The following is an 11505-nucleotide window of genomic DNA, read 5'->3' on the forward strand; positions in this document are numbered from 1 at the left end:
CATCCCGTGACAGCGGTCACGATGGGGCCACCATGAGCCTCAGCCCCGGGGACCCCGCGCCGTGTCGGCCGTGAACCCGTGGCTGGCGCTCCCCGACGGGAGCCCGAGCCCGGTGGTCGCCCGGCGGCTGCGGGCGGCGCACGAGGCGCTGGTCACGCGGGTCGACGCGCCCGTCCCGGCCCAGGTGCGCACGGTGGTCTGGGACTCGTGGCGCCGCTCGCTGGACAGCGGAGTCGACCCCGACGGGGCGGCGCCGCCGGTCGACCTGCTGGACGGCGACCTGGCCTCCTACCGGGCGGGTCACCCGCTGGCGGCGGTCATGCCGGTGATCCGCCGGCTGCTGGTGGCCGACGCCGAGGTCGACCGGATGATCGTGGCGGTCACCGACGCCGCCGGCCGGATGTTGTGGGTCGAGGGCGACGCGAGGCTGCGGGACCGGGCCGCCGGGATGCACTTCGTCGAGGGCGCCTCGTGGGGTGAGGACGTCGCCGGCACCAACGCCCCGGGCACGGCGCTGGCGCTGGACCACGCCGTGCAGATCTACGGCGGCGAGCACTACCGGCGGCCGGTCCAGCCCTGGAGCTGCTCCGCGGCGCCGGTGCACGACCCGCGCACCGGCGCCCTGCTGGGCGCCATCGACGTCACCGGCGGCGACCACGTGGCGAGCCCGCACGTGCTCACCCTCGTCCGGGCCACCGCGGCGGCGGCGGAGGCCGAGCTGCGGTGGCTGTCCCGGCACCACCCCGCGCCGGCCGACCCCGCGTCCGGGGCCGCACGGCTGGAGGTGCTGGGCCGGGACCGGGCCCGGCTGGCCACGTCGACGACCGTGCAGGAGCTGTCGCTGCGGCACTCGGAGCTCCTGGTGCTGCTCGCCGAGGCGGCCGCCCGGGGCGAGGGTCGGACGGCCGAGCAACTGGCCGCGGAGTGCCACGGCGGTGCCGGCGCGACGGTCACCGTGCGCGCCGAGCTCTCCCGGCTCCGCCGGCTGGTGGGCGGTGACGTGGTCGGGTCCCGGCCGTACCGGCTGCTCGGACCGGTGCGCACCGACGTCGAGGAGGTGCGCACCCAGCTCGCCCGGGGCGCCCCGGCCGCCGCGCTGGACCGGTACCGCGGCCCGCTGCTCCCCGGTTCCCGGGCGCCAGGCGTGCGGGTCGCCCGCGCGCGGCTGGCCGACGACCTGCGGGGCGCCGTGCTGGCCTCCGGCCGACCGGACCTCCTCCTCCGGTACAGCGAGCGGCCCGAGGCGGCCGAGGACCTGGCGGTCTGGCAGGCCTGCCTGGCGCTCCTGCCGCCCGGGGGACGGCGCAGCGCTGCCGCCGCCCAGGTGCAGCGGCTGCGCGCGGGCGGGCGCGGCACCGCCCGCAGCTGAGGCCCCGGCGACGGGCGGCGGTCCGGACTGCAACGAGGTGCAACGTTGCCGGACGGCGTCGGAGGGGCCCGGACATCCGCGTGTCCTGGGCTCGCAGCGCCGACGACCGGCTCCTGGCGGGCCCGGTGCGGAGAAGTGAGTGTGGCCTAACTCACGTGTCGGTTGTCACACTGCCGACGGACCCGCGGGACGACCGCGGTGCACAGCCGAAGCAACGATGCGGAGGACACGTGACCCAGATCAACGTGCGGGTCGACGGGTCGTCCTACACGGACGACGTCGAGCCACGGACCCTGTTGGTCCACTACCTGAGGGAACAGCTCGGCAAGGTCGGCACCGTCGTCGGGTGCGACACCAGCAACTGCGGCGCCTGCACCGTGCACCTGGACGGCCAGGCCGTGAAGTCCTGCACCGTCTTCGCCGTGCAGGCCGACGGCTGCCAGGTCACCACGATCGAGGGCGTCGCCACCGGCGAGGGCGAGAGCGCGACCCTGCACCCGGTGCAGCGGGCCTTCCACGAGATGCACGGCCTGCAGTGCGGGTTCTGCACGCCCGGGATGATCATGGCCTCGATCGACCTGCTGAAGGAGAACCCGGACCCCAGCGACGAGGAGGTCCGGGAGGGCATCGAGGGCAACCTCTGCCGCTGCACCGGGTACCAGAACATCGTCCGGGCGGTCCGCCAGGCCGCGGCGGAGATGTCCGGCAAGGCCGCTGACGACCCGCAGGCCCAGCCGGCCGCCGTCGACACGGCCGCCGCCGACCACGTGGCGGCCCAGGCATGACCGCCGTCGAGGACCCGACCTCCGCGGTCGACCTGCCGCCGGCGAAGGAGGTCGGACAGGCGCGTCGCCGCAAGGAGGACGCCCGGCTGATCACCGGCAAGACCACCTGGACCGACAACATGGTGCTGCCCGGGATGCTGCACCTGGCGGTGCTGCGCAGCCCGGTGGCCCACGGCCGGATCACCCACCTGGACGTCAGCGCCGCCAAGGAGCGGCCGAACGTCGTCGCCGTCTACACCGGGGCCGACTTCGCCGAGGAGCAGGGCTCGCTGCCCTGCGCCTGGCCGGTCACCCCGGAGATGGTCAACCCGGGGCACCCCTCGATCGCGGTCGAGCAGGTCAACCACGTGGGCGAGGCGGTCGCGATCGTCGTGGCCCGCAGTCGCACCGCCGCCGCCGACGCCCTCGAGGCGATCGACGTCGACTACGAGCCGCTGCCGGTCGTGCTGGACATGGAGCAGGCCGTGCAGGAGGGCTCGCCCCTGGTGCACGACCACACCTCGTCCAACACCAGCTACCACTTCGTCTTCGACGCCGGCGAGGCCGGCACCGGCGGGGACACCGAGCAGGCGTTCGCCGACGCCGAGGTCACGGTCAGCCGCCGGTTCGTCCAGCAGCGGCTCATCCCGGCGTTCATGGAGCCCCGCTCGGTCGTCGTCCAGCCCTCCGGGGACAGCTACACGATGTGGTCGGCCACCCAGATCCCGCACATCCTGCGGGTGATGGCCGCGATGGTCACCGGCATCCCGGAGCACAAGCTGCGGGTGATCGCCCCCGACGTCGGGGGCGGGTTCGGCGGCAAGCTGCAGGTCAACCCGGAGGAGATCCTCTGCCTGCTCATCGCACGGCGGCTGGGCAAGCCTGTGAAGTGGACCGAGACGCGCGGTGAGTCGCTGATGACCGCCCACCACGGCCGCGACCAGGTGCAGTTCATCGACGTCGCCGCCGATCGCGACGGCACGGTGCGCGGTCTGCGGGTGCGGCTGCTGGCCGACATGGGCGCCTACCTGCGACTGATCACCCCCGGCGTCCCGGCCCTGGGCGCGTTCATGTTCCCGGGGATCTACAAGTTCCCGGCCTACCGGTTCGAGTGCGACGGCGTCTTCACCAACAAGGTGCCCACCGACGCCTACCGCGGCGCCGGCCGGCCCGAGGCGACGTTCGCGATCGAGCGGATCATGGACGAGCTCGCCGTCGAGCTCGGCATGGACCCGCTGGAGCTGCGCCGGAAGAACTGGATCAACACCGAGGAGTTCCCGTTCACCACGGTCGCCGGCCTGGAGTACGACTCCGGCGACTACCACCAGGCCACCGAGCAGGCGCTGGAGCTGCTCGGCTACGACGAGCTGCGGGCCGAGCAGAAGCGCCGGCGCGACTCGAACGACCCGGTCCAGCTCGGCATCGGCTTCTCCACCTTCACCGAGATGTGCGGGCTGGCCCCCTCCCGGGTGCTCGGCTCGCTCGCCTTCGGTGCCGGTGGCTGGGAGCAGGCGTCGATCCGGATGCTGCCCACCGGCAAGGTCGAGGTGGTCACCGGGTCCACGCCGCACGGCCAGGGGCACGAGACGGCGTGGAGCCAGATCGTCGCCGACGAGCTGGGCGTGCCGTTCGAGGACGTCGAGGTGCTGCACGGCGACACCGCGATCTCCTCCCGCGGGCTGGACACCTACGGCTCCCGCTCGCTGGTCGTCGGGGGCACCGCGGTGGTGAAGGCCGCGGAGAAGGTGGTGGAGAAGGCCCGGGTGATCGCTGCCCACCTGCTGGAGGCCAACGCCGACGACCTGGAGTTCACCGGCGGGAAGTTCACCGTGCGGGGGACGCCGGGCGCCGGGGTCGGCATCCAGGAGGTCGCCCTGGCGATCTTCGCCGCGCACGACTACCCGGAGGGCATCGAGCCCTCCATCGACGCCGAGGCCACCTTCGACCCGGAGAACTTCTCCTTCCCGCACGGCACGCACATCTGCGCGATGGAGATCGACACCGAGACCGGGTTCGCCAAGATCCGCAAGTACGCCTGCGTCGACGACGTCGGCACGATCGTCAACCCGCTCATCGTCGAGGGGCAGGTGCACGGCGGCCTGGCCCAGGGCATCGCCCAGGCGATGTACGAGGAGGCGATCTACGACGCCGAGGGCAACCTGACCACCGGCAGCTTCGTCGACTACCTGGTCCCGGCCGCCTCGGACCTGCCGCACTTCGACACCGGCAACACCGTGCACGTGGCGACCAGCAACCCGCTGGGCGCCAAGGGCGTCGGGGAGGCCGGCTGCATCGCCAGCACCCCGGCGGTGGTCAACGCCGCGCTGGACGCCGTCCGGCACCTCGGCGTCACCGACATCCGGATGCCGCTCACCCCGGAACGGGTGTGGCGGGCGATCCACGGCGGTGGGGACGGCGGCGACCGCGCCGCCCAGGGCAGCAACGCCTACGGCGGTGCCCGCACGACCGAGTCCGGCATCCAGGAGGCACAGCAGTGATACGCCGAAGCGACTCTGGAGCGAAGCCATGATCCCCGCACCCTTCGCCTACACCCGCCCGAGCACGATCGAGGAGGCCCTGCAGGCGATCGCCGACGGCGGTGAGGACGTCAAGGTCCTCGCCGGTGGCCAGTCGCTGATCCCGGTCATGCGGCTGCGGCTCGCCGCGCCCGAGACGCTCGTCGACCTGACCCGGGTGGCCGAGCTCCGCGGCGTCCGCGAGGACGGCGACATGCTGGTCATCGGGGCGATGACCACGCACGCCGACGTCCTCACCGACCCGCTGCTGGCGCAGTACGGCCAGCTGATCGTCCAGGCCACCGAGACCGTGGCCGACCGGCAGGTGCGCCGGCGCGGCACGTTCGGCGGCGCGCTGGCGCACGCCGACCCGGCCGGGGACCTCCCGGCGGTGGCGCTCGCCCTGGACGCGGAGTTCGTGCTCGCCGGGCCCGGTGGGCGGCGCACCGTGCCCGCCACGGACTTCTTCGTCGACTACCTCACCACTGCCCTGGACGAGGGGGAGCTGCTGGTCGAGATCCGGGTGCCGAAGCTCGGCGAGGGCTGGGGCGTGCGGTACGAGAAGTTCAACCGGGTGGCCCAGGCCTGGTCGATCGTGGCGGTGGCCGCGGCCGTCCGGCGGGAGGACGGCCGGATCGCCGAGGCGCGGATCGGGCTGACCAACATGGGGCCGACCCCGCTGCGGGCGTCGGCCACCGAGGCGGCGCTGGTCGGGGTGGACGTCAGCATGGAGACGGTGACCGCGGCGGCGGCGCAGGCCGCAGAGGGCACCAGCCCCAGCAACGACCTCAACGCCCAGGCCGACTACCGGCAGCACCTGGCCCAGGTGCTGACCCGGCGGGCGGTGGCCGCCGCAGTGGGCCTCTGACGGCAGGGCCGGACCGGTCCGTCACAGTCGTGACGGAGCCGGTCCGGCGCGCCGTCGGCGTCCCACCTGCGAGGACGCCCCGGTCATGATCGGATGTCAGCGGGGCAGCGGGGGCGCGGTAACGTCGCCGTCTCGCCTCGATCACCGCACCACCCGGACGGGTCGTCGCCGACTCGTCGCCTCCCGCCCGGGCTGCCCACACCCGGAGGTCCTGCAGTGCAGCTCGAGAACGCGTTCACCGTGCCGGTGCCGATCGACGAAGCGTGGCGGGTGCTGCTGGACATCGAGCGCATCGCCCCCTGTATGCCGGGTGCCGCCCTGGACTCGGTGACCGGTGACGACTTCACCGGCCGGGTCAAGGTCAAGCTCGGGCCGATCAACCTGACCTACCAGGGCAAGGCGTCCTTCGTGGAGAAGGACGACGAGGCCCACCGTGCGGTCATCGACGCCCGCGGCAAGGACCAGCGCGGCAACGGCACCGCGGCGGCCGTCATCACCGCCACGCTCGCGGCCGAGGGTGACACCACCCGCGTCGACGTCCTGACCGACCTGAACATCACCGGCCGGCCCGCACAGTTCGGCCGCGGCGTCATGACCGACGTCGGCAACAAGCTGCTCGGCCAGTTCGCCGACAAGCTCTCCGCCCAGCTGGCCAGCGGCGACGCCGAGGGTGACGCCTCCCGGGCCGCGGCTGCCGTGGGCTCGCAGGAGCCGACCGTGGCGGGGAAGGCCACCGCCGCTGCCGCCAAGGGCGCCGCGACCACCGCGGGCGTGGTGGAGGAGGTCGCCGCGAGCGTCGAGGGCGCTGCCGGCGACAGCCCGGCGGCGGGTGCGGCCAAGAAGGCCGGCGCCGCAGCGAAGAAGACCGCCGCCGCCGCGACGGACAAGGCAGCAGCTGCGGAGGAGGCGGCGGCGGCACCGGCGAAGCCGGCCAAGAAGGCCGCACCGGCTGCGAGCGCACCGGCCAAGGCGCCGGTGCCCGACCCGCTCACCCCGCCGACGAAGAGCACGCCGGCCGCTGCCGCCACCGCCCCCACGGCCGGTGACACCGCCCCCGCCGCCGGAGACGCAGCCCCGGCCGCCGGAGACGCCGCGCCGTTCTCCGGCACCGGGACGGTCGAGGACCAGGCGCCCGACGACGAGCCCGCCTCGACCACGGCGGCCGACGCCGCCGTCGGTGCTCCCCGCAAGGCGCCGAGCAAGCCGCCGGCCGGCACCACCGCCCCGCCGAACCGCCCGGCCGGTGGCGGTCCCGTGCGCAGCACGCCCAGCTCGCCGCAGCGGCCGCTGACCCCGGCCGAGCCGGAGCCGATCGACCTGCTCGAGGTGGCCGGTGGTGCGGCGGTCATCCGGTACGCCGCCCCGGCGGCCGGCGTGACGGTCCTGGCACTGCTGATCGCCCTGCTGGTGCGCCGCCGCCGGCGCTGACCTCACCCCGGGCGCGAGCCCGGACAGGGAGCACGCTGCGGCGCTTGTGCTCTGCTCACTCCTGGTGAGCAGAGCACAAGCGCTCGGGGTCCCTCCTGGCTGGCCCGGCAGGCGTCAGTCGGCTGGCTCCGAGCTCACGGGGCTGTTCGGAGTGGGCGCCTGGCGGGAGTGGTCCCACGGCTGCCCGGTCAGCCAGTCCGCGACGGCGGCAGCGACCTGGTCAGGGTCCTTCCTCAGCCCGTGGTCGCCCGGAACGGCCCGGACCTCCCCCGGGTGACCGGCCAGCGCGGTGACCACCTCCGCGGGGCGCCCGAACGCGTCGGTGGCGCCCTGCACCACCAGCAGCGGGACGGCGACCTGGTGCAGTTCCGCCGCACGGCTCTTCTCCGGCCGGCCCGGCGGGTGCAGCGGGAAGGCCAGGGCGAGCACGGCGGCGGCCCCCTGCGCCGTCGCGGTCCGGCAGGCCACCCGGGCCCCCGCGCTGCGCCCGCCCAGCACCAGCGGGCCGGTCAGCAGGCCGTCGGCGCGCAGGGCGCCGAGCACCGCCGTCCAGCCCTCGTCCAGCCGGGCCGGGGCGGGGGCGATCCGCCTGCCGGCGACCACCCACGGCTGGTCCACGCGGAGCACCCGCCAGCCGGCCGCGCCGACGGCGGCGGAGACGGCCAGCAGGTCCGCAGAGCCGGACCCACCGCCGGCGCCGTGACCCAGCACGAGGGTGCCGCGGGCATCGCCCGCTGGCTCCGTGCGGTGCACGTGGGCCGGGCCGAGCGGGGTGGGGACCTCCCCGGTGATCACGCCGGCGGCAGGGCGAGCAGCCCCTCGACCACCTCGACCAGCGACCCGCCCTGCACGTGCGGCGGCGCGTAGACGTCGGCGAACACCTTCTCCGACCGGCCGGAGGTGAAGCCGGTGGTGAGCCCGGCCCGCCCGGCACCGAGCACGTCCCAGGAGTGCGCCGCGACGAGCGCCATCCGTTCCGGTGCCACGCCGCAGACGCCGGCCGCCCACAGGTAGGCCTCCCGGTTCGGCTTCCACGCGCGGATCGACTCCGAGGTCAGCGTCCGCTCGACCAGCGCAGCCACCCCGCCGCGGGTCAGGCCCGCCTCGACCACCCCGGGCGACCCGTGGCTCAGCGTCACCACCCGGACCCCGGCCGCGGTGAGCAGGCGGAGTGCGGGCTCGACGTCCGGATGGGGGGACAGCTCCATGAAGGAGCCGGCCACCGCGGCGCAGGCGTCGGCCGGCAACCCGGTCACCTGGGCGACCGAGGTCTCGAACGCGGCCCGGAAGGGGAACCAGGTGCCGGCCGTGGTGGCGGCGAACCCGGTCAGCAGGGCGCGGGAGAAGACGGCGGGCAGCAGGTCGGCCGACTGGCCCTGCTCGGCGAGGGCCGCCCCGAGGGGGCTGATGTCGAGCAGCGTCTCGTTGACGTCGAAGGCGACGACGTCCGGCCGGGTGCGCGGGGTGCTCATGCCTGGTCCCGCTCGTCGACGGGCAGGTCGGCACCGGCCGTGGGCGGGCGCCGGAACTGGCCGGTCGCCTTCTTGTAGACGAACCAGGCGACCGCGGCGACCGCCACGACCACCACCACGTAGTCCAGGTACTGGAGGTTGGCCTGCACGAAGTCGCCGGCGGCGACGCCCAGGCCGATGAGCAGGCTGTTCCAGATCAGGCTGCCGGCGGCGGTGAAGAGCAGGAACTGCAGCATCGGCATCTTGACGACGCCGGCCGGGACCGAGACGAAGCTGCGCACGATCGGCACCATCCGCCCGAAGAAGACCGCGGCGCGACCGTGCCGGGCGAACCACTCGAACGTCCGGTCCACGTCCGAGGTCTCGACCAGCGGCAGCCGGTCGAGGAAGGCGTGCGACCGGCGGGGGCCGAACAGCCGGCCCACCCAGTAGAGGACGAGCGCCCCGAGCACCGAGCCGACGGTCGCCCAGAGGATGACCGGCACGAGGGACATCCGCCCGTCGTTGATCAGCACCCCGGCGGCCCCCAGCACGACCTCACTGGGGATCGGCGGGATGACCGTCTCGATCAGGATGGTCAGGCCGACGCCCACCGCCCCGAGCCGGTCGATGAGGTCGAGCAGGAAGCCGGTGATACCGCCTTCGTCGGATGCAGCGGCGGCGAGGACGGACATGGGCCCACGGTATCGGCGGCGTCTGTGCGCCGCCCTGCTACCGGGCCGGGGCGACCGTAGGGTCTGGGCTCATGGTGCACCGCTTCACCGCTCGCGCCGCCGTGGTCGGGGACCGCGCCGGCACCGTCGTCCCCGATGCCGTGCTGGACGTCGAGGACGGCCTGATCCGCTGGGTCGGGCCGGCTGCCGAGGCCCCGCCGTCCGGGGACGCCGAGGTCACCGCGCTGCCCGGGGTGCTCACCCCCGGCATGGTCAACACCCACTCGCACGCGCCGATGGTGTTGTTCCGCGGCCAGGGCGAGGGGCTGCCGCTGGACCGGTGGCTGCAGGAGGTGATGTGGCCGCGGGAGGGCCGGCTCACCCCGGAGGACGTCGAGGTGGCGATGACCGCCGCGTCCGCGGAGATGCTGCGGCACGGCGTGACCACCAGCGTGGAGATGTACTTCCACCCCGACCGGATGGCCGCAGCCGTGCGGCGCACCGGCGCCCGTGGGGTCATCACCCACCCGTTGATCGGCCTGCCCGGGTTCGGCACGTTCGACGAGCAGCTCGCCCGCGCCACGGAGTCGGCCGGCACCGGCGACGAGCAGGTCGAGTGGGGCATCGGCCCGCACTCGGCCTACACCGTGCCGCTGCCGGTGCTCACCCAGGCGGCCGAGGTGGCGCGCGAGCACGGCCTGCTGCTGACCACCCACGTCGCCGAGACCACCACCGAGGGCGCCGGGCTGCTGGCCCAGCACGGTCTGAGCGTGCCGCAGCTGCTCGCCGCGCACGACGTGCTCGGCGGCCGGGTGCTGGCCGCCCACTGCGTGCACATGGACGACGGAGACCTGGAGCTCTGGCGGGAGTACGACGTCGCCGTCGGGCACTGCCCGAGCAGCAACACCAAGCTGGCCAGCGGCACCGCCCGGCTGCGGGACATGCTCGACCTCGGCATCCGGGTGGGCATGGGCACCGACGGGCCGGCGTCGAACGACAACCTCGACCTGTTCGAGGACCTCCGGCTCGCCGCCCAGCTGGCCCGGCTGCGCGAGCGGGACGCCACCGCGCTCACCGCCCCGGAGGCGTTCTGGCTGGCCACCGGCGGGGCGGCCGCGGCGATCGGCCGCGACGACCTCGGCCAGCTCACCGCCGGACGGCGCGCGGACCTGGTGCACGTGGACACCGAGGACATCGCCTTCGTGCCGGTCGGCGAGATCACCGACCTGCTGACCCACCTGGTCTGGTCGGTGGGCTCCCGGCACGTGCGCGACACCTGGGTCGCCGGTCGGCAGGTGCTGGCCGACGGCGTGTCCACGACGGTCGACGAGGCGGAGCTCCGCGCGGAAGTGCAGACCCGCGCCATGCGCCTCGCCGCCGGCTGACGCCGAGAGGCACTGTGCGCTGACTGCCCGTTCCGGCGGCTGAACGGGCACTGGGCGCACAGTGCCCGGCGCCGTCCACAGGGCGTCGGTGGCGCCGGCGTTGACCCGGCACGCTCACGCTCCGTGGTGGTCGACCTGCGCGCGCTCCTCGGGCCCGACGGCGTCGCGCGCATCTCCGACCTCGCCGGGCGCAGCGGCTCGACCAGCGTCTCCCGGTGGATCGCCGGCGGGCGGCTGCTGCGGCCGCTGCCGCACGTCGTCGTCCTGCCGGAGTGCGCGGAGCGCTGGCGCACCCGGGCGCTGGCCGCGGTCCTGTCCACCGGCGGGGCGCTCAGCCACGCCTCTGCGCTGACGGCGCACGGGCTGGGGCCGGAGGCCGATCGGGTGCACGTGTCGATCGACGCGCGGCGCCGGGCCCCCGCCCGGATGCGCCTGCTGACGGTGCACCGGGTGACCGGGCTGTCCGCCCTCCGGGTCGCTGGGCTGCCGGTCAGCCCCCTGGCCCGGGCGCTGGTGGACGCCTGGGGTCAGGCACACGGCGGACGGCGAGGCTCGCGGGACCAGGACGTCGCGCGGGCGGCGGTGATCACCGCGGTCCGCGGCCGGCGGGTCACGGCGCCGGTGCTGCACGGGCAGCTGGCCCGGCGGCCGCAGCTGCCCGGTCGGGCGGCGCTGGTCGAGCTGGTCGGGCAGGTGGCCGGCGGGTCGCACAGCGAGCTGGAGATCTGGGGCATGGCCCACGTGCTCGACGTCCCCGGCCTCCCACCGTGCGTGCAGCAGCACCGCGTGCAACTGCCCCGTGGCGTGGCGTTCCTGGACGCCGCCTGGCCGGAGCTGCTGCTCGCGGTGGAGCTCGACGGTGCGGCGTTCCACGGCAGCCGGGAGGCCCGGGAACGCGATCTGCGGCGGGACGCGGCACTGGCCGCGCTCGGCTGGCTGGTGCTGCGCTTCAGCTACGCGCGGCTGACCCGCGAGCCGGCCGCCTGCCAGCGCGACATCGCAGCCGCCCACCAACGCCGCAGGGAGCTGTTCGGCCGCTGAGCGAGGCGT

Annotated in this window: 10 protein-coding genes; 7 read left to right on the forward strand and 3 right to left on the reverse strand. The window is 74.9% G+C overall.

Going from position 1 to position 11505, the window contains the following annotated elements:
* The first annotated feature begins 61 nt into the window (after window positions 1-61).
* The 5 genes from O2W16_RS05940 (at window position 62) to O2W16_RS05960 (ending at window position 6945) form a co-directional block, all read left to right on the forward strand.
* Window positions 62-1369, forward strand: coding sequence for a GAF domain-containing protein (locus O2W16_RS05940; RefSeq protein WP_269157883.1), 1308 nt, complete (start codon window positions 62-64; stop codon window positions 1367-1369).
* A 230-nt stretch (window positions 1370-1599) separates the two neighbouring features.
* The gene (locus tag O2W16_RS05945) at window positions 1600-2154 is read left to right on the forward strand and encodes a (2Fe-2S)-binding protein (RefSeq protein WP_269157884.1); all 555 of its coding nucleotides are present in this window, start codon (window positions 1600-1602) and stop codon (window positions 2152-2154) included.
* Window positions 2151-4631 carry a xanthine dehydrogenase family protein molybdopterin-binding subunit gene (locus O2W16_RS05950; protein WP_269157885.1) on the forward strand — a complete coding sequence of 827 codons (2481 nt, stop codon included), beginning with the start codon at window positions 2151-2153 and terminating at the stop codon, window positions 4629-4631. Before O2W16_RS05945 ends, O2W16_RS05950 begins: the two co-directional genes overlap by 4 nt.
* 28 nt (window positions 4632-4659) lie before the next feature.
* Window positions 4660-5517 (forward strand): FAD binding domain-containing protein, encoded by an 858-nt coding sequence (locus O2W16_RS05955; protein ID WP_269157886.1) that lies wholly within the window; start codon window positions 4660-4662, stop codon window positions 5515-5517.
* A 216-nt stretch (window positions 5518-5733) separates the two neighbouring features.
* Window positions 5734-6945, forward strand: coding sequence for an SRPBCC family protein (locus O2W16_RS05960; protein WP_269157887.1), 1212 nt, complete (start codon window positions 5734-5736; stop codon window positions 6943-6945).
* 114 nt (window positions 6946-7059) lie between these two features.
* Here O2W16_RS05960 and O2W16_RS05965 read toward each other — a convergent pair whose 3' ends face one another.
* From O2W16_RS05965 to O2W16_RS05975, 3 genes are read right to left on the reverse strand one after another with little or no spacing between them, the layout of a single operon-like run.
* On the reverse strand, window positions 7060-7740 hold the full coding sequence (locus O2W16_RS05965; protein WP_269157888.1) for an alpha/beta hydrolase family protein: 681 nt from the start codon (window positions 7738-7740) through the stop codon (window positions 7060-7062).
* Window positions 7737-8417, reverse strand: coding sequence for an HAD family hydrolase (locus O2W16_RS05970; protein ID WP_269157889.1), 681 nt, complete (start codon window positions 8415-8417; stop codon window positions 7737-7739). The genes O2W16_RS05965 and O2W16_RS05970 overlap by 4 nt, the downstream gene beginning before the upstream one ends.
* The gene (locus O2W16_RS05975) at window positions 8414-9091 is read right to left on the reverse strand and encodes a DedA family protein (protein ID WP_269157890.1); all 678 of its coding nucleotides are present in this window, start codon (window positions 9089-9091) and stop codon (window positions 8414-8416) included. Before O2W16_RS05975 ends, O2W16_RS05970 begins: the two co-directional genes overlap by 4 nt.
* Window positions 9092-9162: 71 nt before the next feature.
* Here O2W16_RS05975 and O2W16_RS05980 point away from each other — a divergent pair, with 71 nt between their 5' ends.
* Both O2W16_RS05980 and O2W16_RS05985 read left to right on the forward strand, forming a co-directional pair.
* Window positions 9163-10455: an amidohydrolase family protein gene (locus O2W16_RS05980; RefSeq protein ID WP_269157891.1), complete on the forward strand. Its 1293-nt coding sequence runs from the start codon at window positions 9163-9165 to the stop codon at window positions 10453-10455.
* Between the two features lie 123 nt (window positions 10456-10578).
* The gene (locus tag O2W16_RS05985) at window positions 10579-11496 is read left to right on the forward strand and encodes a DUF559 domain-containing protein (RefSeq protein ID WP_269157892.1); all 918 of its coding nucleotides are present in this window, start codon (window positions 10579-10581) and stop codon (window positions 11494-11496) included.
* Window positions 11497-11505: the final 9 nt, after the last annotated feature.

Source organism: Modestobacter sp. VKM Ac-2984, assembly GCF_026967985.1.
Classification (GTDB): Bacteria; Actinomycetota; Actinomycetes; order Mycobacteriales; family Geodermatophilaceae; genus Modestobacter.

Bases quoted from the DNA above. Each gene is read 5' to 3' on its own strand.
- O2W16_RS05950 (WP_269157885.1), top strand. From the start codon at position 2,151: ATGACCGCCGTCGAGGACCCGACCTCCGCGGTCGACCTGCCGCCGGCG.
- O2W16_RS05955 (WP_269157886.1), top strand. From the start codon at position 4,660: ATGATCCCCGCACCCTTCGCCTACACCCGCCCGAGCACGATCGAGGAG.
- O2W16_RS05970 (WP_269157889.1), bottom strand. From the start codon at position 8,417: ATGAGCACCCCGCGCACCCGGCCGGACGTCGTCGCCTTCGACGTCAAC.
- O2W16_RS05975 (WP_269157890.1), bottom strand. From the start codon at position 9,091: ATGTCCGTCCTCGCCGCCGCTGCATCCGACGAAGGCGGTATCACCGGC.
- O2W16_RS05980 (WP_269157891.1), top strand. From the start codon at position 9,163: ATGGTGCACCGCTTCACCGCTCGCGCCGCCGTGGTCGGGGACCGCGCC.